17 protein-coding genes are annotated in these 23173 nt (G+C 32.3%); 9 read left to right on the forward strand and 8 right to left on the reverse strand.

What is annotated here, in order from left to right:
* Positions 1 to 18: 18 nt before the first annotated feature.
* Positions 19 to 2091, reverse strand: a complete 2073-nt coding sequence (locus tag H526_RS29480) for a Mu transposase C-terminal domain-containing protein (RefSeq protein WP_051336222.1) — start codon at positions 2089 to 2091, stop codon at positions 19 to 21.
* A gap of 43 nt (positions 2092 to 2134) precedes the next feature.
* Positions 2135 to 2356, reverse strand: coding sequence for a hypothetical protein (locus tag H526_RS0117530; RefSeq protein WP_027394203.1), 222 nt, complete (start codon positions 2354 to 2356; stop codon positions 2135 to 2137).
* 71 nt (positions 2357 to 2427) lie between these two features.
* Between H526_RS0117530 and H526_RS0117535 the strand changes: the two genes are divergently transcribed.
* Positions 2428 to 2880: a helix-turn-helix domain-containing protein gene (locus tag H526_RS0117535; protein ID WP_027394204.1), complete on the forward strand. Its 453-nt coding sequence runs from the start codon at positions 2428 to 2430 to the stop codon at positions 2878 to 2880.
* Positions 2881 to 2894: 14 nt separating this feature from the next.
* On the opposite strand, the gene H526_RS0117540 is transcribed toward H526_RS0117535, so the two are convergent.
* Together H526_RS0117540 and H526_RS0117545 are read right to left on the reverse strand one after the other, a co-directional pair.
* Positions 2895 to 3110 carry a hypothetical protein gene (locus tag H526_RS0117540; protein ID WP_027394205.1) on the reverse strand — a complete coding sequence of 72 codons (216 nt, stop codon included), beginning with the start codon at positions 3108 to 3110 and terminating at the stop codon, positions 2895 to 2897.
* Between the two features lie 45 nt (positions 3111 to 3155).
* Positions 3156 to 3788, reverse strand: coding sequence for a hypothetical protein (locus H526_RS0117545; protein WP_155839720.1), 633 nt, complete (start codon positions 3786 to 3788; stop codon positions 3156 to 3158).
* A 906-nt stretch (positions 3789 to 4694) separates the two neighbouring features.
* Here H526_RS0117545 and uvrA point away from each other — a divergent pair.
* The 5 genes from uvrA to H526_RS0117575 all read left to right on the forward strand — a co-directional run bounded on the left by uvrA (position 4695) and on the right by H526_RS0117575 (position 11666).
* A complete protein-coding gene (uvrA, locus tag H526_RS0117555; protein WP_027394208.1) occupies positions 4695 to 7475 on the forward strand; it encodes an excinuclease ABC subunit UvrA in 2781 nt (926 codons plus the stop codon).
* An 87-nt stretch (positions 7476 to 7562) separates the two neighbouring features.
* Complete coding sequence (locus H526_RS0117560; protein ID WP_027394209.1) at positions 7563 to 8207, forward strand: peroxiredoxin-like family protein; 645 nt, start codon at positions 7563 to 7565, stop codon at positions 8205 to 8207.
* 127 nt (positions 8208 to 8334) lie between these two features.
* Positions 8335 to 8985: a hypothetical protein gene (locus tag H526_RS0117565; protein WP_027394210.1), complete on the forward strand. Its 651-nt coding sequence runs from the start codon at positions 8335 to 8337 to the stop codon at positions 8983 to 8985.
* Positions 8986 to 9129: 144 nt separating this feature from the next.
* A complete protein-coding gene (locus tag H526_RS0117570) occupies positions 9130 to 10227 on the forward strand; it encodes an amidohydrolase family protein (RefSeq protein WP_035085954.1) in 1098 nt (365 codons plus the stop codon).
* Between the two features lie 173 nt (positions 10228 to 10400).
* The gene (locus H526_RS0117575) at positions 10401 to 11666 is read left to right on the forward strand and encodes a splicing factor U2AF large subunit (RefSeq protein ID WP_027394212.1); all 1266 of its coding nucleotides are present in this window, start codon (positions 10401 to 10403) and stop codon (positions 11664 to 11666) included.
* Between the two features lie 60 nt (positions 11667 to 11726).
* Here the strand turns inward: H526_RS0117575 and H526_RS0117580 are convergent, their stop codons facing one another.
* The 4 genes from H526_RS0117580 to H526_RS0117595 are packed head-to-tail and all read right to left on the reverse strand — an operon-like array spanning position 11727 to position 17234.
* Positions 11727 to 13184, reverse strand: a complete 1458-nt coding sequence (locus H526_RS0117580) for an oligosaccharide flippase family protein (RefSeq protein ID WP_027394213.1) — start codon at positions 13182 to 13184, stop codon at positions 11727 to 11729.
* 17 nt (positions 13185 to 13201) lie between these two features.
* Positions 13202 to 14488 (reverse strand): glycosyltransferase family 4 protein, encoded by a 1287-nt coding sequence (locus H526_RS0117585; protein ID WP_342667690.1) that lies wholly within the window; start codon positions 14486 to 14488, stop codon positions 13202 to 13204.
* A 6-nt stretch (positions 14489 to 14494) separates the two neighbouring features.
* Positions 14495 to 16933 (reverse strand): YfhO family protein, encoded by a 2439-nt coding sequence (locus H526_RS0117590; RefSeq protein WP_027394215.1) that lies wholly within the window; start codon positions 16931 to 16933, stop codon positions 14495 to 14497.
* Between the two features lie 31 nt (positions 16934 to 16964).
* Complete coding sequence (locus H526_RS0117595) at positions 16965 to 17234, reverse strand: DUF4834 family protein (protein ID WP_027394216.1); 270 nt, start codon at positions 17232 to 17234, stop codon at positions 16965 to 16967.
* A gap of 100 nt (positions 17235 to 17334) precedes the next feature.
* On the opposite strand from H526_RS0117595, the gene H526_RS31865 reads away from it, so the two are divergent.
* From H526_RS31865 to H526_RS0117610, 3 genes are all read left to right on the forward strand, one after another.
* Entirely contained in the window at positions 17335 to 18984 is a 1650-nt protein-coding gene (locus tag H526_RS31865; protein ID WP_162144503.1) for a transporter, read from the forward strand.
* A 238-nt stretch (positions 18985 to 19222) separates the two neighbouring features.
* Positions 19223 to 19927, forward strand: a complete 705-nt coding sequence (locus H526_RS0117605; RefSeq protein ID WP_027394217.1) for a FadR/GntR family transcriptional regulator — start codon at positions 19223 to 19225, stop codon at positions 19925 to 19927.
* Between the two features lie 294 nt (positions 19928 to 20221).
* Positions 20222 to 23173, forward strand: a 2952-nt coding sequence (locus H526_RS0117610) for a SusC/RagA family TonB-linked outer membrane protein (RefSeq protein ID WP_027394218.1), incomplete at its 3' end; no start/stop codon positions are given.

The following is a 23173-nucleotide window of genomic DNA, read 5'->3' on the forward strand; positions in this document are numbered from 1 at the left end:
CATCTAAACTTTTAAGGGTTACATTTGACTGGTGATAAAGTCATCTAAATCAATATCGGAAGCGTTACCAGTCTGTATATCACTGTTCGCGGTTCGTTTTTGTTCGTAGCGCGTATCGCTTAGAATGCGCTCTGTTTCGTTTTTGGTTTTGCTGGTAAATCTGCCCATCATGAAATCAACCTCACTAAATACCGCCGTTTGTAGTTCTAAATCCTCGGATTTACGCTCCTTGATTTGTTGCAGACGGTGTCGCTCTGTAGTAATGCGGTTCCACTCAGCATCTGGACCGTATTTTGTAGGCTTGTTAAAGAGCTTAGCAGCAGTTACATGAATTAACATACCGTCGTTTTCTCTGAACACATGCACCGTAGATAGGTCCTCCAAATCGTAGGACAAAATCACGCTTTTGTGTTTCTTCATAAGCTCATAGTCGGAAATCTGGTACACATAATCCACTTTGTGAATTTCTGTGCGGATCATACCGTCGTGCTTGATAGTTGCCTTTTTCTTTAATCCAAATAACATGGAGATTTGAGCACCCGAAACCTTACGTACATTAGGTTTCTCGCTCTCCTGGTGGATTTGCGCAGGAGAACGATCTACCTTATCGTGCTTACGTGAGTAATATGACAATGGGGTACTTCTGTACGCTTCGACAATCGCAATAGATTCGTTATAACTAGCCGTTAAATCGAATTTCTCTTGCTTTGCCTGTTTTCTTACTTCTTTTAAATATTCTGGGCTGCGGTGTGCATAGGAATTACGAGACTTAATACCCTCACCGTAATAGTATAGGGAGTCTTGCATAAATACCGTTTGTAGCGTGCTAAATCCACGCTCTACACCCGCCTTACCGTTTGCATTGGAGGTAATGTTAACCTTAGTACCTAATTTTTTAAGGGAATCGAACAGAGATACCATCTCCTTAGTGTTGTGACCTGGGAATCTATCCACAATCAGTTCATAGGGTAGGTATCCCGCGTTCTCAACTGCCATTTTAAGGGCATTTGCGTACACAAATCGGTTTTCGCTATAATCCAGGGCATACCCAAGAATATCACCGCTGTGGACGTCTCTAACGGCAACAATATTTAAGTGCCCGCTCTTTCCGTCCTCTTTCTTGTGTTCAATAAGGTTAACACGCGTAGCATCAACCTCCCAACAATCACCACTATACAGTGCACGCTCTAACGGAATATATCCCGTATTGCTAAACGCTTTGGAGCTTCCTTCACCATATCGCAAATGATCGGTTAAAAACTTCGTTTCATTAAGTTCGAACACATTCTGTCCGAACCAACGACGGTTAGGAACCCGACGCCCTTTAATACGGCATAAGTCCTGAACCTTGCGAATGATATATTCGTTAGTGTAGTTCTGTCCGTAGCTGCGAAGCTTCAGAGCTGCTGCCCGTAGTTCTGGATCATCAAATACCAAGGCGTTTTTGTTATCTTTACGGGGTAGTACGATAATATCACTTAACTCTGAACCACTGGCATACTGGTCAAATTTCTCTCTGAAACGTCGATAATTCGTAGGTAAATAGCGCATATCTTTTTCTTTAATAAGGGCGCATATTTCCTTGATTAACTTATTTATTTTATTATCCGCAATCTCATTTCGCACTATATAATCCGCAGTAAATTGCAACACTGCACACGCCTTGGCTAATGCAGGGCGTTGTAAAGCATTACAGTTCGGGTATTGGGATAAATGATATTTGTAATTTTGTTGTATAAAGGCACTAAATTCTGATTCTAAAAGGCTCTTTGCCCTGTTTTTAAGTGCTTGATTATAGTTTTCTACTAAGGTTTCTGCATCCCCAAACATATCACGGTAGTACATAGGCTTTCTGTTCGGAATGTTGCTTAGCGCGTAGTATATTTTATTATTGATCTTCGCCCATCTCCAACTTTTACCCGTATCCGGTAAAACATTATGATGACGGTGACAAGGAGTGACATCGCGCTTGTAACGGTTTCTTAAAACAGCCTGCATGTTCTCTGTAAAGTCGCATACATTGGCAACAAATTCACTGTTTAGCCAAATTGTTTTATTTCTTGTTAATATGTCACCTTGCTTAAATTTCATAATATATTACTAACATTTTTGTTAGTATTAAGGGTAAAAAAATTTATATTCCTAAAGCTCTCAAAATTTTAATTGCGTCCAACACTATATCAATTGCAAGCTTACTGTTTGCCGATCTTTTGCCCGACAATACTTTGTTTACGTAGTCTACGGAACAATTGTTCTTAGATGCTAAAGCCTGAGGTTTAACAAAATATCGGTTAGCGATCACTTTATTAAGATCATCACTATTTAGATTCGTTTTTTTTGATATATTTGTATTCATATAGATACAAATATACAAACAATTTTGAATGTACAAAAATAAATGTTAGTATATTTGGATAAGAAATAATAATGAGTATAACTTTTGTAGACATAAATAAAAAGCTAGACCGATTTTTTACAAATAAGGGTTTGACTTCTTATAGAGTTTCCAAATTAACGGGACTTTCAGAGCCTACTATAAATAGATATAGGCAGGGTAAGTCTCAGCCGACATCAAGTAAACTACAAAAGCTTTTAAGTGTTTTTCCTGAGTTAGAATCTTTATTATTTGGAGGGCTAAGTGAAGAGGAGAAAAATATTATCAATCTTACGCAAAAATTAGAAAAGACAACGTCTTTAAAGTCTCCTATTTCTGATAGCAAATTACTAGATCAAATTCCTAAAAGTGTTATAATAAATTATATTAAAGATAACGAAGACGAATTTGGAGAGTATACTGAATATAAAGAGTTCATTAGTAATCGCGCGAAGGATATTGCTATAAACTTACTGATTGATAAGATAAATAGTAAAAGTAAGTAGATTCTTTATGTGAATTAAAACATTTTTTTAATGCTTTTTAAAAAATCACTTTTAGACTCTTTACTATCTATAATAATTAACTCATCTATTATTTCGTCTTTGATTTTCCCCTCCAATTTTTGGTATTCATTGAAAGGTAGAGTAAAGTTATTTAAAGACTTATCACTTAAGGAATAACGATTCCCAAGTCTTTTTAAAATATTGTCTCTATTATTTTTGTTTTTACCCATCAATATTTATGTAAAATATGAGAATTTTAGATAGAAAAGACTTTATTAATCTTTGGAAACTTCATCTAAAACTTCAAAAACCTCATTATCAAAGTCCTCAATATCTGCATTGATTTCCTCGATATTAGCTTTGTCTGATGCTTTATACGCCATTTTGAAAAAATGATTAACGCGGATATTTCCAACTAATTCAATCATTTTTTCAATTTTACCTGTAAGTCCTAAAATATAATTGGAAAATATTCTCATTACGCGCGAGAAATAAAGACTTACAACCACCATAGAGAAATAATAAACAAAAGCTGGGAAATCGTCCGGTATTGATGGGGCTAGAGCCCAAACAAGGAAAAATATACCAACAAAAAAGAACAAAAACGAAACTTTCGAAAATAGCCCTGCTAATTTCCCAGTTATAACCTTTGAACCAAAATATAAGATTAAACCTGCACTTATTGATAGTAAAGGAAAACCGATAGCATACAATAAAGATGACATCTTTTTAAAACCGAACATCCCTGGAGTATCGGTATTATTAAAAAAAACGTGCGAGAATGGAGCTAAAAAACCTATTAGTCCAAAGGTTGAGACAATTATTACTGTAGTAAGTTCGTTTCTTTTAGCCTTTTTCTCCAGGAGTGACGACGTCGTCTTTGTCAATGAGTTGCTTCTGCGGTTCATATATTTCGTTTTCTAAATCTGATTCACAATTTGTGAAGACACAAAAGACAAACAATAATACGGCGAACAATGGTAACTTTTTCATTTTTAACTGTTTTAAAATTTCAACAAAATTAAGTATTGAAAAGTTAAAAAAAGAAAAATAAAACATTAATCCCTATTAAGGTAATTTTGTATCATAAAATCTCCACAATTTTGTGGGTAAAAGTACAATAATTTATGAAATATTTATTGCGGTTTATACGTAATAATCTTATTGTCAAGACTCTTTACTGAAGTTGAATCTTAACTAAATTTTCCCATACATAGATAAGTGTCTTTTTAAATCATATTGTTACCTCTAAATTTATTACTTTAACATTATTTAACACTGTTTTTTTAACTACAAATAGCGGGTTAAAACAGCTTTACTTTTGTTAATATAAACGTTAATGTTTTTGTACATCCACGAAATGTGCAATTTTTTTTAACAATGTATTTTAAGGAAACCATTATAAACACTAAGTTTATAGCTGTTTTAAATGTTATTTGTATAAATAGACGGGTTTTAGTGTTAGATTGTTGCTAATTTCCAACTAATTTAAGGCTATTTAGAACCTTTTTAAAAGCTTTTTAGCCCTTATAAACACTATATTTACGGAGAAATTAATATGAATGAACATAATGCGCTTAAAAATGCACATTTAATGAACATCAAATTAATATAAATTAACATGGCAACCTCTGAAAGTGCTTTATTTTAGTTGCACATTTGGTTTTGCCCCTAATGTAATTGGGGCTAATATAGTAACAATCATTGAAAATCAAACTATTTTCTGTTAATTTTTTTAACTTAACTTTCAATATCAATACTTTAGAATACTTCTTTAGTAATCATTATATTTGCCGTCACACCGCATAATTGCTATGATTCAAGACATTACTACCTTAGATCCAAAACATAATATATTAATTAAAGGAGCCAAACTGCATAATCTAAAAAATCTAGATGCAGCTATACCTAGAAATAAATTAGTGGTAATCACTGGGTTATCTGGTTCTGGTAAATCTAGTTTAGCGTTTGATACATTATATGCCGAAGGACAACGAAGATATGTAGAAAGTCTTTCTTCTTATGCAAGACAATTCTTAGGACGACTTAACAAACCTAAAGTTGAATATATAAAAGGCATAGCCCCGGCAATTGCTATTGAGCAAAAAGTGAATTCTACCAATCCTAGATCTACAGTAGGTACTACAACAGAGATTTATGATTATCTAAAATTACTTTTTGCAAGAATAGGAAAAACCTACTCTCCTATCTCAGGTAATCAAGTGAAAAAAGATACAGTAACTGATGTAATCGAATATGTAAAAGAATGTAAAGAAGGTGAAAAACTACTTTTACTTGCTCCAATACATGTAGAAAGTGGAAGAACGACAGAAGAAAAACTTAAAGTATTACAACAACAGGGATATGCGCGTGTAAAGATTAATGATACTGTTTGCAGAATTGAAGAAGCTCATATCACAACAAAAGATACAGTTCATCTTGTTATAGATCGAATTATAAAAAGAGATGAAGAGGACTTCTATAATCGTTTAGCAGATGCAATAGCTTCAGCTTTCTTCGAAGGAAAAGGGACTTGTTACATTGAATCTCTAAAAGATAATAATTCTAGACAATTTAGTAATAAGTTTGAGTTGGATGGAATGACTTTTTTAGAGCCTAATGTTCATTTATTTAGTTTCAATAATCCGTATGGAGCATGTCCTGAATGCGAAGGATATGGAGATGTAATTGGTATTGACGAAGACCTTGTGATACCAAACACTTCTCTAAGCATATACGAAGGTGCCGTTTTCCCTTGGAAAGGAGATACAATGAGTTGGTATAAAGATCAGCTTGTAAATAGTGCATATAAGTTTGATTTTCCAATACACAAACCATATTTCGAATTATCTTCAGAACATAAAGAATTACTTTGGAAAGGAAATAAATATTTTGAAGGTATAGATAGCTTTTTTATCGAACTAGAAGCAAAAGCTTACAAAATTCAAAATAGAGTAATGCTATCTCGCTATCGTGGTAAAACCAAATGTGCAACTTGTAAAGGAAAAAGATTACGTGCTGAAACGAACTATGTAAAAATTGGTGATGCTACATTAACAGACCTTGTAGAAAAACCTTTAAATGAACTTTCTGATTTCTTTAAAAATCTAGAACTAAATGAGTATGATTCACAAATTGGCAAAAGATTACTAAAAGAGATAAATAGCAGATTAGAATTTTTAGACAACGTAGGATTACAATATCTAACATTAAATCGTAAATCCAATACATTATCTGGTGGAGAATCCCAAAGAATAAACTTAGCCACTTCTTTAGGAAGTAGTTTAGTAGGATCTATGTATATATTAGATGAACCAAGTATAGGTTTACATCCTAAAGACACCGAAAAACTAATAAAAGTGCTTCAGTCTTTGCGTGATTTAGGAAATACAGTTATTGTTGTTGAACATGATGAAGACATTATGAAAGCAGCAGATGTTATCCTAGATATCGGTCCAGAAGCGGGTACTTTTGGAGGTAATTTAGTTGCTAATGGTACTTTTGATCAAATTCTAGCTTCTGACTCTTTAACAGCAAAATATCTTAATGGAGATCTAGAAATAGAAATTCCAAAAGAAAGAAAAACTTCTAAATATTATTTAGAAATTATTGGAGCAAGAGAAAATAATTTAAAAAATATAGATGTAAAAATTCCACTTGGAGTTTTTACTGCAATCACAGGTGTATCTGGAAGTGGTAAAAGTACGTTAGTTAAAAAAATTGTATACCCATCTGTACTAAAACAATTAGGCGGATACGGAGAAAAAGCTGGGCAGTTTACAGAATTAAAAGGAAATTATAGTAACATAAAACATGTAGAATTTGTTGATCAAAACCCAATTGGTCGTTCCTCGAGATCCAATCCAGTGACCTATATTAAGGCATATGATGATATTAGAGCACTTTTTGCTAGTCAAAAACTTTCGAAAATTCGTAATTATCAATCTAAGCACTTTTCTTTTAATGTAGATGGCGGACGTTGCGAAACCTGTAAAGGTGAAGGTGAAGTAACCATCGAAATGCAGTTTATGGCCGATGTACATTTAGAATGTGAAACATGTGGAGGAAAACGATTTAAGAAAGATGTGCTAGAAGTAACTTTTGAGGATAAAAATATTGATGATATCCTTACCATGACTATTGATAGCGCTATTGATTTTTTCTCAAAACACAGTCAGGCAAAAATCATAAGAAAGCTTCAACCTTTACAAGATGTTGGTTTAGGATATGTACAATTAGGCCAAAGCTCTTCTACTCTTTCTGGAGGAGAGGCGCAACGAATAAAACTTGCGTCATTTCTAGTAAAAGGAAACACAAAAGACAAAGCCTTATTTATTTTTGATGAACCAACAACGGGATTACATTTTCATGATATCAAAAAATTATTAAAATCATTTAATGAGTTAATTGCTAAAGGGCATTCTATTTTAGTTATTGAGCATAACTTGGATTTAGTAAAATGCGCTGATTATGTGATTGATTTAGGACCAGAAGGCGGAAAAAACGGAGGAATTATTATTGCTCAAGGAACTCCGGAAGAAGTTAGTAAAAATAAAAAATCGTATACTGGTCAATATCTAAAAGATAAACTCTAAAAAACATTAACATAATTGTAATAATATATTCTGTAAAGTAATAAGAAGCATTCCGGCTAAGCTATCCAAATAATTAAAATTAAAAGAATGTCACTTACAGAACAATTAAAAGCTCGTGCCGCTCAATCGGCCAATAAATATCCTGAAACTATTCATAAAATAATGAATAATGGTATCTCGGAACTTAGAAATAGTCAACTAGTTAATCGATCTCTAAAAACTGGTGATAAAATACCTGAAATAAAGCTACCAAATGCTGCGGACAAAAATATATCTATTCAAGAATTATTAGTTACTAAAAAAGTAGTATTAACTTTTTACCGAGGCGGTTGGTGTCCCTATTGTAATCTAGAGTTACAAGCTTTACAGGCGCATCAAGATCAATTTGAAGAACTAGGAGCTACTTTGGTAGCAATTAGCCCAGAAACACCAGATAACTCTCTTAATACATCCGAAAAAAATAATTTAAGTTTTGAAGTTCTTTCTGATATTGATAACAAAATAGCAAATGAATTCAATTTAATATTTACACTGCCTAAAGATTTAATTGAAGTTTATAAAGGATTTGGAATAGATTTAATTAAAAGCAATGGTAACGAAGATCATCAATTACCTATAGCAGCGACGTATGTAATTGATCAAGATGGAACTATTACTTATGATTTTATCAAAGAAGATTATAAAGAAAGAGCAGATCCTGAGGAAATAATTAAACATCTTAAAAACAAATAGTTAACAACTTTTTGAAAGGTATTTTATTGTAACAAGAAAAAATTTGGCACGCGGTTTGGTTACTTAATAATCAAATAGCGGAAACCGAAAAGCTAATGAGTAGGTAAAAACCCAAAACATTTTAGTTATGAAAAAAATGATACTTTTTATCGCAGCAATGTTACTAATTGGAACAACTGCACAAGCGACCGATCAGAAAAATTCGGATCAAGTTGATAGGGTTACAAAACGTTATCGTGGTTCTCAACCAATTGTATTTGTCGAAGGTGGTATAAAATTCTTTGTATATCCAAATGGAGAAATTGATTTTAAAACTCCTAGAAGACGAAACTATAATAATTCGGATTGGAATACCAGAAATTATAACGCTCCAGGACGTACTAGAGCTTATAGGTCTAACAATCGTTTTACTGTAAGGTACGATTACTACGGAAGATTAAAACGAGTTGGTATTACTACTATAGGATATAATCAATTCGATCAAGTTAGAAGAATTGGATCAGTTTTAATTAGATATAACAGAAGAGGAAAATTAGCTAAGATTGGTGGACTGCGTGTATACTACGGAAAAAGAGGAAGAATACGACATATAGAAGGAAGCATACATCATACAGGATGTGGTTTCTGCGGTGTAGATGGATGTAGTATGACTCATGATCCTTATTATAATTTTAATGGAAGATCAAATCATAGAGATTGGAAAAATCATAATGATGATGATCATAACAATAAGAATAGGAAAAGAAAAAAGAAATATAGTGATCACGATGATGATTGATATAAATTAGTTAGTTGGTTAGTTGTTAGAAAGCCTGTTGTCATTTTTGATAGCGGGCTTTCTCTTTTAACTAAAAATGTTAAGCTTTCTTCTAGGCAATACGATTATTTTATATTTAAGGGAGTAAAAAAATAAAATATTTATATGAAATTCTACAAAATCTCACTCTTAACGATTTCAATAGTTTGTATTCAAATGTCAGTTGCTCAAAAAATGCAATTTGAAGATTATGACCCTCCTTCTACTCTTGTAGTTCCAGAAACTATAATAAAAAAAGCGAAATTTCCTTTTATCGATGTGCATAATCATCAATTTAGAATGCCTACACAAGATTTAAGTGAATTAGTAAGCGAAATGGACAAATTAAACATGGCAGTAATGGTTAATTTATCTGGTCGAGGAAGAGGATCTGACGAACATCTAAAAGGAGCTCTAGAAAATGTAAAAACTAATGCGGCTAAACGTTTTATAGTATTTACCAATATTGATTTAGAAGGTATTGACGAACCTGATTGGACAAAAAGAACTGTTGCAAGACTAAAAAAGGATGTTGCCATGGGGGCCAATGGTTTAAAAATATACAAAAGCCAAGGAATGGATAATACAGATAGTAACGGCGATAGAATCAAAATAGATGATCCTAGAATTGGACCGATATGGGAAAAATGTGGTGAATTAGGAATTCCTGTTCTAATACACGCTGCAGATCCAAAATCATTCTGGGATCCACACGACAATCAAAATGAAAGATGGCTGGAGTTAAAATTACGATCTAGAAGAAAAAGAGATGCTAAGGTTACGGGGGCTTGGCAAACCATTATACAAGAACAACATAATATTTTTAAAAAACATAAAAATACCAAATTTATCAATGCACATTTGGGATGGTATGGAAACAACTTAGCCAAACTTGCTGAGTTAATGGATGAAATTCCTAATATGTATTCCGAAATTGGAGCAGTAATTGCCGAACTTGGGAGACAACCTCGTAATGCAAAAGCATTTTTAACTAAATACCAGGATAGAATCATGTTTGGTAAAGATTCTTGGAATCCAGAGGAATACTACACTTATTTTAGGGTTCTCGAATCTAACGATGAGTATTTTCCTTATTACAAAAGATATCATGCTTTCTGGAAAATGTATGGATTAGAACTTGAAGATGAGGTTCTGAAAAAACTATATTATAAAAATGCACTAAAAGTAATTCCTAATATTGATAAAAGTTTATTTCCAAAATAATACAACTTAGTTAAAACATAAAAAACAAAAACCTAACAATCAGTATTTTAGCACCTAAAAACCTTTAACAATGAAGAACACTATAAAATAATCTATTTTTTTGGCACGCTGCTTGATACTATATAAACGAGTGATAAAAACTAATTTTTACACTTCTTTTAAAATCACAGATTATGAAAAATATTGTTTTACTATTTACAGGTTTATTATTAGCTTCTTTTACTGCTAATGCTTTTGAAACAAATACAGAAACCGTTTCTAGATATTATAATTATGGAAAATCATTCATTTTTAATGAAAGTGGAGTTGAATTCTCTGTGTATGCAGATGGTCAGTTTGATTTTTATGTAAACAGACCAAGAAGTGGTGTTAGTGTTAATATCAATCGTCCAGGTGTAAATATTAGTTTTAACTCTGGTTATGATTATGATGCATATGTACAGTATGATGATTATGGTGCTGTAGTGCAAATAGAAAATGTACCTATATTCTATGATTACTATGGTAGGATTAGTCAAGCAGGTGATATATTTATCAACTACAACCGTTTTGGTAGAATATCTAGAGTTGGTGGATTATATGTGAATTATAATAACTACGGTAATTTTGTTAACTGTACTGGATTTATTAACAGCTTTAATAGACATTATACATACAGACCTTTTCACGCTTTCTTTACTGTACCAGTGGTAAGTAGATGTATCGTATTCAACAGACCTTATAGAAGGTTTTACAACCCATATAGATTTTCATATAATGTTTACAGAACAAACTATTATAATGGATACTATGCAAAACCTTATAGAAGTCGTAACTATTACAGACCTAATCAGAGAGTAGCAAGCTATAACAGAGGAAATAGAGTTAGCAGAGCTAGAAGTCTTGATTATAGATCTCGTGACAGAAGAACAGCTATGTACAAGAGAAATGATCGTAACTACAGAACTGTAAATCGTAGTAGATCTACCTCAGTAAATAGAACTAGAGCTAGAGTAAATGACAATGCATCTAGAGGTAGAAGTACACAATCTAGAAATAGAACAAAAGCTACTTCGAGAAGTGTACAGAATAAAAATAGAGCACAAAATACGCAAAGAACCAGAAACGCTGTTACAAGTCGTTCTACTAGAAATGCAGAAACAAGAAATCAGGCACGAAGAGCTGATCAAAATAGAATTCAGACAAACCAAAGATCACAAAGAAGTAGAAATACCGTTGCTAATGGATCTAGTAGAAATAATAACAAAATAAGAACTACGACTAGGAGCAATAGAAATAATAGCTCAAGAAATGTAACAAAACGTTCTAATAACAGTCGATATACTAGTAAAGGAACTAATAGTTCTAGAGCTAAAACACAAAAACAAAGAAGTAATACTTCTAACAGAAAAGCAAGGTCGAGTAATTCAAGATCACGTTCTGCAAGAAGTAGAAGTTAAAAAATATAAAGAATTTATTTTTTTGGTTGGTTAGTTGGAAAATCCCCCAGAGTAGTATGCTTAGGCACCTCGGGGGATTTTCTTTATTACAGTATTAATATCTTCAGATATTTTAAAAAAATACAATAAAGCAATATAACAAACTCCGATAACTATACTCTTTATACTAATATTTACTATTGGATGAAATTTAAAATCCCAAAAATAAAACCCTATTACAAATCCTGAAATAAACAGTATCGTCAATAACATTTTTGAGGAAAATGGATTCATTTTAAATTTTACCTGAACAATCAATAATTTTGCCAAATTGTAACAAAATACAGCGCTAAAAGTAGCAATAGCCGCTCCTGTTACACCAAAAACTGGAATACAAACCCAATTAAGAATAAATGCCAGAATAGCCATCCCAATTCCTATATATAATATTAATCGATAATAATCCGAATTAAATAATATGGAATTATTATTACCTAATAAATTATCAAACAATTTAGCTCCTCCAATTAAAGCTACTACCCAGATAAACAGTTCATATTCTTCAGGAATCAGTTTAAAAAGTTCATTAACATTACAAAGTATTAACACAAACAATAAACCACTAATAGCAAATAGATTTAAAGAACTTTTTTTATACAAGGTTCGTAACTGATCAAAATTCTTTTCATTAATCAACTTCGCAGTCAACGGGTACGTAATTTGATGCATTGCACGAGAAGGAATTATTATAACACTAGCGATATAAGCACAGATACCATATTTTGCTACATACTCAATGGGAAGATAACGTTCTATCATCGTTTTATCTAAATCTATTAATAAGGTCGCAACGGAACCTGCCAATAGAATTAAAAGAGAATACTTTAAAACAGAAATATAGTTTCTAGGGAATGAGAAACTAAACTTAAATTCATGCAAGCTTAATGCGTATATAATCATAATCCCTAATCGAAGTATATACACCATCACAATTGCATACACAAATTGATGTACCGTAATTACTTTGAAATATACCAGAAATAAAAGAATCATTAGACAAATCCTAACAAACAATTCTTTCATAATATTCCCAAAAACGCTTTTCAATTTCACTTTGGTCCAAGCAAAAAAGATTTCAAAATAAGACAAAGCGATTGCCAAAACATATATTGTCCATACATAGGATTGGACAACAGTATTATCTTCACTAAAATAATTAAGTATATAAGTATATAGAACTAAACCAATAGTTCCTATTAAAATAGCTATACACAATGGTAGAATAAGCATCATACTCATAAACCTATTCCGTTGTTCCTTTTTTAAATAAGAAGAATAAAATTTAACCAAGGTATTATGAGCACCAAAAGCCATTAAAGGCCATATTAAATTAGAAGCTGAAAGTAAATATGAAACAAGCCCATAATATTCTTCTTCTAGAAATTTCGTAAACAAAAAGAGGGTGTTGATAGCACCAATCCCAAAACCAAAGCAGGTAATGATTACATTTTTTATAGATTGATTTACTACTATTCCCACAATATTAAAGAATGATATTAGCTATTCAAATTTTGAAGCAATAAAGACATTTCTTTAGTAAGTTCTCTCCTACTATATTTTTCAATACCTTTAGTTTCTGCCTCCAGTTTTCCGTCCTTAAATTTAACAAAATAGTCAAGTATAATCTTTTTCATCTCGTTATACTCTTTATAATCAAAAAAATGACCAGAGTTCGTTTCTTTTATCAACTTTGATATATCTGCATCGTTTGGCCCCACTGCAAGAATAGGTCTTCTAGAAACCATATATTCAAATAACTTTCCTGGTATAATACACTTTGTTTCTTCACTATCTATTTCTACTAATAGTAGAACTTGAGACCTCCTTTGTATTTCTATTGCTTCTTTATGTGAAACATATCCTTTATTTTCTATAAAAGGAGACAAACCAGCTTGTTTGATAGATGATAACACATCTTCGCTTACCGCTCCTACCAATCGCAATCTAAATTTTTTTGCAAACTCAAGATTTTCTTGAGTAAGATCATATAGTACATTCCACAGTTTTTCTGGATTTCTTCCGGATAATAAAGAACCAATATGAGAAACCGTAAACTCCTCATCTAATTTTACCACGGAAACTTCTTCAGTGTCATATCCATTAGTAATAACAGAAATTGGTTTATTCGTAATTTCCGTAAATTCTTCTCTGGTTGTATAACTTGTTACGGTTATATGATCCACAGCACTTAGTACTCCCTTTTCTAATTTTTTGTGCTTCTTTATAGATCGCTTAGTCAATTTTAATTTATTATGATATCCAATCGTTGTCCAAGGATCTCTAAAATCTGCTACCCAAGTAAGATTTAACTCAGATTTAAGCTTCTTTCCTATCAAATGAACACTATGAGGAGGACCAGTAGTAATAATTGTATTAATATTATTCTCTTCAATAAACTTAGAAAGAAATTTAACTGATGGTTTGATCCAAAATTTACGGGCATCTGGTATAAAAAAGTTTCCTCTTATATACAGTAAAAGTCTTTGAACAAAAGATTGCTTATTATCATTTGCTATAATTCCTTTACTAATGGTTTTGGTTTCATTTTTAGAAAAAATTTCTGCAAAACGATAAGGTTCAAAAATTGGATATTCTATAACCTGTATTCCTTCTGGAATATCATGGGCCAGAGATTTATCAATTAAAGGATACATAGGATTTTTTGGAACATAAACAATAGGCTCAATTCCAAAATCCCTAAAATACTTCACAAATTTAAGCCAACGTTGTACTCCAGGACCTCCTGCAGGTGGCCAATAATATGTTATAAGTAATACCTTCAAAATAATCTACGAGTTGTCTTCAGAAACTATTTCTTTTCTTTTTCTGTATTCAAAAAATAACGCTCCTAAAAATAATAACCCAAAGATAATAGAACTTGCCAAAGTAATAGTACTTCCTGTTTTTACAACCTGAGGTTCGAACTTAAACTCTATAGTATGTTTTCCTGCTGGAACTTTTAAACCTCTAAGCATATAGTTTACAGGATAAATAGTTTCTGATTTTCCATCTATATAAGCATTCCATCCATCTTTATAATATGTTTCTGAAAAAACAAGAAATCCCGGTGTTTCAGTATATGAATTATATGCTAAATGATCTGGATCTGTTTTGGATATAGAAATACTAGAAATACTATCTTTTGCGGGTTTATATCCTGCTAATTCTTCTTTGAAATCATTTCTTATAACCGCAGTATTCTTAGTATTTATAGTATTTAACGCTTCAAATTCTGTTTTATAATCATCTACAAATTTTAATTCTTCTATAAACCAGGCCGGTCCATTTACCGAAGGATTTTCTTGTACATCTAATTGTCTTTTTTCATTCTGTTGAATCACATATTTTATATTCAACATATTAATAACCTGGAGATTCCCCTTTGCTATATGTCCAAAATAAACATCCTCCATTTTTCTTGGTCGAACTGCAGAATATCCATTTACCGTATTAAAGAAATAATTAGTATGAGAATTATTAAAACCTCTGGCTTGATCTAATACCCTATAATAAGATTTATCTTTTTGAATCTCTTTATCTACTGTGGTTGGTTGAAAATATGATTTATACTCTCTCTTAGAAATAAAAGAATCACTATCAACACTACGGCGATCTACTCCAACCAAATCTACAAGAATAAGAATCCCTACGCCTACTAACATTAGATTTTCTGATAGTTTTTTCTTCAATGTAAACCACAACAAACCACCGATTAACAAAATAAAAATTAAAGAACGTAAGCTATCACTTTTCATAATAGTAATACGATCTTCTTTGATAGCATCAAAAATAGCAGGTTGTTCTATTGCTAATTGTACATCTCCAGGAGATTTAAAACTAAATAAGCTTCCTCCAAACAACCAGAATATTAAACATAAACCACCAAAAACACCAAGAGAGATTAAAAACTTCTTTTGTCTTTCTTGAAATGCCGTTTTCTGGTTAAACAATTGATACAAACCAAATACAGCTGCAATTGGCACAACCAACTCTAGGATCACTTGAATACTGGAGACAGCCCTAAACTTATTATATAATGGAACATAATCTACAAAGAATCGAGTTAAGAAATCTAAGTTTTTACCCCAACTTAACACTAAAGATAGAATGATTCCACCTAGTAACCACCATCTTAGTCTACCTTTTACTAATAACAGTCCTAATAATGCTAGAAACACTACCGTTATCCCAAGATATGGAGGTGCTTCTACAAAGGGTTGTGCTCCCCAATACAATCCCGTAACATTAGCATAATAATCCGCTTGTTCTGGTGGTTGACCTAACTCAATCAATTTTTGATAAAAAGCAGAATCTTTACCCAAATCTGAAGCTCTACCTAATCCCATTAATTTAGGAACAAAAAGATTTAAAGACTCTAATTTACCATAACTATATTCAGTAATATACTCATAGTCCAAACCATTTTTTTCTGAAGAAGTAGTCGTCGCATCCGCTAATAAGTTTTTACCACGGATACTAGTTTCTGCATATTCTGATGTTGATAACAAGGTTGTCGCATTTGTCGCTAAACCTAAAATAGCCGCAACAATTAATATCGCCGATGACTTTAAAAAATGTGGTATTTCTTTTCTTTTAAAAGCATCAATGAAATATGTAACTCCAATTACAAATACGAGTAGCCCCAAATAATAGGTCATTTGGTAATGATTTGCTTGGATTTCTAACCCCATTGCCAAAGCTGTTAATATAAAGCCCCAGACATATCGCTTTTGAAAAACTAACAGAATACCAGCAATTACCAACGGGAAATAAGCTATTGCGTGGGCTTTAGAATTATGTCCTACTCCAATTATTATAATGAGATATGCCGAAAAACCAAAGGCCAGAGCTCCAAGAATTGCCATTTTCCATGGAATTCGCATTACCAATAATAAAATATAAAAACTTGTAAGATATAGAAATAAATAATCCGCAGGTCTTGGTAAAAATCGAATTAAACGATCTAACTTATCCGTATAATCATGGGGAAACTTAGCTCCTAACTGATAGGTAGGCATACCACCATATGCAGAATTATTCCAAAAAGTTTCTTTGCCCGTCTTTTTCCGATGGTCTTTCTGCTGTTTTGCCATCCCTTCATAGAGTTTAATATCATTCTGAAATATCATTTTTCCACTAAGGACAGGATTAAAAAATGCAAGTGAAGCAATTATAAAACCTATAATAACAAGTAAATGAGGTATGAATCTTTTTAGATAAGCCATCATGTGCGAAACAATTTACGATTGAAGCGCCAAATTAATCAATTTCCTCAAAATCGATGTACTCACCTACATCTTTATTACCAGATTTTTGTTTAGGCTTTTTATCTATAGTAGTATCATTATTCGGGGAAGATTGGGGTTGTTGATATTGCTGAAATTGCTGTTGAAACTTTTCTCCAGCTTTCTTTGTTACATATCTAAGCAATAGAGGACCAAATAAACGCGTTAGTATCTTTAATCCATAATATATTAATAATAGAATGAGAATTACCTTTAACACCCCTGATAAAGAAGCAACTTGCATATTATTTTTTTTCAAAAATAGGGAACTCTCTATACAATTACACGATGTCAGTCCTAAAAAAATGATAAAATCTGCTATATTTGAACCAAATCTATTGAATATGAGCCCTAAATCTATGCTGCTGTTGATTAGCCTATTCCTGCTAGGCTTAACTGCATCTGCACAATACACTGAGAAAATTAATACTAATAGACCTGGAACTTCACAAGGAGCTTTCTCGGTTGGTAATAATGTATTACAATTCGAAGGTGGATTAGGTTTTGGAAAAGAAAAACATAAACTATTTGACACCAAAACGAATACATTTAATTTTGATTATGCAATAAGATATGGATTATTAATCGAACAACTAGAGATTAATATAAATGGTAGCTTTAGAAGTGAAGGAATTAGACAAACGATTGGAGCAAATGAAGAAAAAATAAGAAGAACAGATTTTGAATTTAATACTATTGGTGTTAAATATCTAATTTATGATCCCTATAAAAAACCTAAAGAAAATGATTCTATTAACTACGATGAATTAAAAAGTTGGAAAGAACGTTATAGATTTAAATGGAAAACTCTGATTCCGGCCGTTTCTGCTTATGTAGGTATGAACTATGTAAATACCGACAACCCTTTTACATTTGCCAATGATCAAACAATTAGTCCAAAAATTGTTGTTATGACTCAGAATAACTGGTGGACTAGTAATGCTGGAAGCTGGGTATTGGTTACTAACTTAATAGTAGATAAAATAACCACAGATAATCCTGCATACGGTTGGATAATTACCAGTACTCATACTCTAAATGATAAATGGGCCATCTTTGGGGAATATCAAGGACAAAAAAGTGATTTCTATAGTGATAATATAGTTCGGATGGGAGGAGCTTATTTATTTAATAATGATTTACAAATTGATGCTAATGTTGCTACAAATTTTAAAGACACTCCTTCTATATTTAGAGTTAGTGTAGGAGCCTCTTACCGATTTGATTGGCATAAGAAGGATGAGATTATAGAAAAACCAGGTTTCGAAAGTGGTATAAAGGAAAAAGAAGGAGAAGAAGAATTAAATAAAAAAGAGAGTGATAGTTTAAATATTGATCAGGAGTTTGAAGAAATAGAAAATGATAGCTTAAAACTAGAAAAAACTCCTTTTATAAATGAGTTTGAAGATGGAAGCCATAGAGATGCTATGGAACAAGACCTTGACGAAAGAAGGACTGAACAACGCCTAGAACGTGAGCGCATAGAAAAAGAAAAACAAGATAAAAAAGATGACAAAAAATTCCAGAAAGAAGAGCGTAGAAGATTAAAAAGAGAAGCAAAAGAAGCTAAGCAAGCAGAGAAAGCTAAAATCAAAGCTGAAAAAGAAAAGCAAAAAATGATTGAGGATATAGATGCTGAATTAGATAAAATGGAACAAGATGAAGGTCTCGATGATGAGTTAAAACAAATTGATGATGAGCTCAAAAAGCTAGAAGAAATGGAAAAAGAGGTCGAACCTGAAAAAGCAAAAGAAGAAACTGAAGAAAAGAAAAAAGCTGGCGAAGAGGAAGAAGATATAGATGCTGCTTATGAAAAGCTTCAGAAAGAACAGGAAAAAGCTAAAAAAGAAGAAGAAAAACGAAGAAAGAAAGAAGAAAAGAAGCGTTTAAAAGAAGAAAAGAAAAGAAAGAAGGAAGAAGAAAAACGCAAGAAAGCGGAAGAAAAAAAGAAAAAGAAGGAAGAAAAAGAAAACGAAGATAATGGTGATGGATAATCCTCTATAGTTTTAAATATCTATTCATATAGAAAGGGCTAAGCAAGTTATGTTTAGTCCTTTTTTAATTCTCACTTTTGTTGTAATAAACAATTAACACTTAGTTCTCAATAATGACGATATCGAATAAAAAACATCTATTTTTTAATATTTCTTTCATTTTTTAACATTAAAAATACGTAGGTTAAAATAATTCTCTTATATTTGGTTAACCAATTTGGTTGACCAATTTAAAACTATGAGAATTAACTTAGAAACCGACCCATTATCACCAAAAGATGAAGTAGAAAAGGTGATTTCCAAAATAAGAGATCTAATCATCAATAGACAACTCGAACCAGGAGATAAATTACCTTCAGAAAGAACATTATCGGAAAAATTTGGCGCTAGTAGAAGTCAATTAAGACTAGCCATCCAAAAATTAGAATTTTATGGTTTAGTAAAAAGATATCCTAAGAGCGGAACTTTCGTTTCCAAAATTGGAGTAGGCGCATTAAATTCCATGATGGCCAATATTTTACATCTACAAATACCTGATTTCAAATCATTAGTAGAAACAAGATTAATACTTGAAACGAAGGCTGTAAAACTAGCAGCGATAAGAAGAACTGACAAACAGTTATATCAAATAGAACAAGCGCACGAAGCTTACATAAAAAAATCAATTAATGGAGAAAACGCGGTAGATGAAGATTTGCTATTTCATCTAAAGGTAGCGGAAGCAAGTTGTAATAGTGTTATCAATTCTTTAATGCTGGTGATCACGCCAGAAATAATAACAAATTTTGTAAATAATAAAATTTGTGATGAAACTAATTTCTCTACTTTAATACAGGAACATCAAGATATTGTAAATGCAATAAAAGATAATGATCCAGATCAAGCGATTAAAAGCTTAAAAATTCATTTTAACGATTTATATAATTACTGCAATACTAATTAAAACCACCTAGCCTATGTAGAGTAAATCCAATATTAAATTAATAAAAAAAGGACAGGCAATAACCTATCCTCTTCAATTATTCTGTAATCACTTCAAGTTAGAGGGAGAAGTTAATTAACAAGAATAATAGTACACAATTACCTAAGTAAACATGCAGCTGCAAATATAGCAAATCATAATATGTTTGAAATTTTGCCTTTGTTAATGTTTAGTTAAGTAAAACACAAGTCCAAACAACTTAAAAAGCAGATAGGCTTATATCTGAAATTAAACTAATCATTGAAACAATTACACATGAATCATAAAATAACTATAGCTTTACTACTATCGTTATTGTATCATTTCACCTCATATTCCCAAGAGAATTATGAGTTAACCGGTACGGTAACATCAATAGAAACAAATACACCTATTCCTGGTGTAAGCGTTCTTGTTATTGGAACATCAACAGGATCAGTAACAGATTTTGACGGAAAATATAGCATAAATGTAAAATCAGGAGATGTAGTACAATTCTCTTACATAGGACTTACCACAAAAAATGTCACGATATCTGGACAGACTACGCTAAACGTATCTATGGAAGAAGATTCCGAAGCACTAGAAGAAATCGTTGTTGTCGGTTATGGGTCACAACGTAAGAGTGATGTAACGGGTTCTGTATCTTCTGTAAAGACGGAGGAGTTAAATGCTTTTCCTGTATTGAATGCAGCACAGGCGCTTCAGGGTCGTGCAGCAGGTGTAGTAGTTCAATCTAACAATGGTGGAGAACCGGGTGCCCCTATCAATGTAAAGATTAGAGGAAATACTTCTATCAATGCTAGTAGTGCCCCACTTATAGTTGTAGATGGATTTGTAGGAGGTATCTTTCCACAGGCAAATGACATTCAATCTATTGAGATTTTAAAAGATGCATCTGCTACCGCTATTTATGGTTCTAGAGGTTCTAATGGGGTTGTTTTAGTAACCACCAAAAAAGGTAGAAAGGGTAAATTATCTGTAGAGGTAAATACTACATATTCTATTCAAAATACAGCCAATCGTCTAGATTTATTAAATGCGGATCAATTTGCAGCTTATCAGCAAACCATCAATCCTGGATATGTTCAAGGATCTGCCAATACAGATTGGCAAGATTTATTGTATCGTAGTGGTAGTACTGCCAATCATCAATTTTCTTTTTCTGGAGGAAGTGATAAGATAAATTTTTATGCCTCTGCTACTTATTTTAAGCAAGAAGGTGTGATTATAAATTCTGAATTCGAAAGAATTTCTTTTTTATCAAATATCGATGCACAGGTAACTGATAAGTTAAAGTTGGGAGCTAATATATTTGGTAGTCGAGGAAATAAAGATGGAGTTCCTACACAATCAACCGGTGCTACAGTAAATGGTGGTGGAGATGATGTGGTTTCATTATTATTTCGATTTGCACCAGATCTTGGGGTACAGGATGCCAATGGCCTTAATACAATTAACTCTGTTGGAGATAATGTAGATAATCCATTTGCCATTGCTACTGAGGGAATCGATGAGACAAAAACAGATAATTATAGAGCCAATTTATATGCGAATTACGATATTTTTGAAAACCTTACTTTCAAAACTACATTTGGTTTTAGTACCATTAATGGTACTCAAGGGACATTTAGTCCATCGACTTTAATTACTACAGCTGGAGCTGGTACAGGCGGAAGAGCAACCATCACAAATTCTAAGAGTACAAGTATCTTAAGTGAAAACTACTTAACCTATAATGCAGAAATAGGAAGAGGGAATCTTACTTTATTAGCAGGATATTCTTACCAAAAGAATTCTACAGATAGATTCTCTGCAGGAGCTGAAGGGTTTACCTCAGATTCTTTTTCTTACCACGCATTACAAACAGGATCTACTCAATTGATACCTACTTCTTCTTTTTCTGAAATAGAGATTCAATCTCAATTCGGTAGGCTAAACTTTGATTATGATGATAAGTACTTACTAACAGCTACAGTTAGAAGAGATGGATCATCGAATTTTGCTAAAAATGAAAAATATGCAATTTTCCCATCAGGAGCCATTGGTTGGAAAGTATCAAATGAAAACTTCTTAAAGGACAGTCAAACGGTTTCTAATCTAAAGTTAAGAGCCAGTTATGGGGTAACCGGTAATCAAGCAATTGCAGCATATGGATCACTTGCTAGTTTTGCATCTGTCTTTACTCCTATCAATGGACAGACTGTTATTAATGTAACACCAAACCAAGTAGCCAACCCAGATCTAAAATGGGAATCTTCCTATCAAACCAATCTTGGTCTAGATTTAGGATTATTTTCTAATAGAGTTTCACTGTCATTGGATTACTATAATATAGACACCAAGGATCTTATCATTGCAGATTCTAGTCAACCAGAATTTTTAGGTTTTCTAACTGCTGCAAGTTTAAGAAATGTAGGAGAGATTAATAACAAAGGATTTGAGATTACTTTAAATACCAGAAATGTTAGTACCGAAAACTTCAGTTGGACTACAGATCTTAATTGGTCTACAAACAAAAATGAGTTTGTTAGTTTATTAAATGGTGAAGATATATTCCAAGATGCTTCTCCTGGATATTTTAATATAGATCGTACGCATATCCTAAGAGAAGGAGAAGCTGTAGGTGTTTTTTGGGGATATGAATATAGAGGTGTTTACCAAGGTGGAGCTTTACCAGAAGGAACCGCTATTTTTGAAGGAGGCGAAGCAGGAGATCAATTATTTACAGATTTACCAGATGAAGATGGTAATTTAGATGGCGTAATTACCACCGATGATCAACAAATAATAGGAGATCCTAATCCAGATTTTACCATTGGTATCACAAACACATTTACTTACAAAAACATTGATCTAAGCATCTTTTTTCAAGGAGCTTATGGTGGCGATGTTATGAATCTTACCAATGTACAGTTATTTAACGGAGATTCTAATGCCACTACAGATATATTAAATGCTTGGACTCCAACAAACACAAATACAGATATACCCTCTGCTAAACTTAGAGGGAAACAAATTTCTTCTCGTTTTGTAGAAGATGGAAGCTATATAAGACTAAAGAATATTGCCTTAGGCTACAATTTACCATCAGAGATTACTGATAAGTTACGTATGGATAATGTGAGAGTATCTATAAGTGCTCAAAACCTATTAACCTTTACAGATTACTCTGGATTAGATCCTGAGGTGAACTTTTTAGGAAATGGTGGTTCAGGAAGCCAAAAT

The organism is Aquimarina latercula DSM 2041 (assembly GCF_000430645.1).
Taxonomy (GTDB): Bacteria; Bacteroidota; Bacteroidia; order Flavobacteriales; family Flavobacteriaceae; genus Aquimarina; species Aquimarina latercula.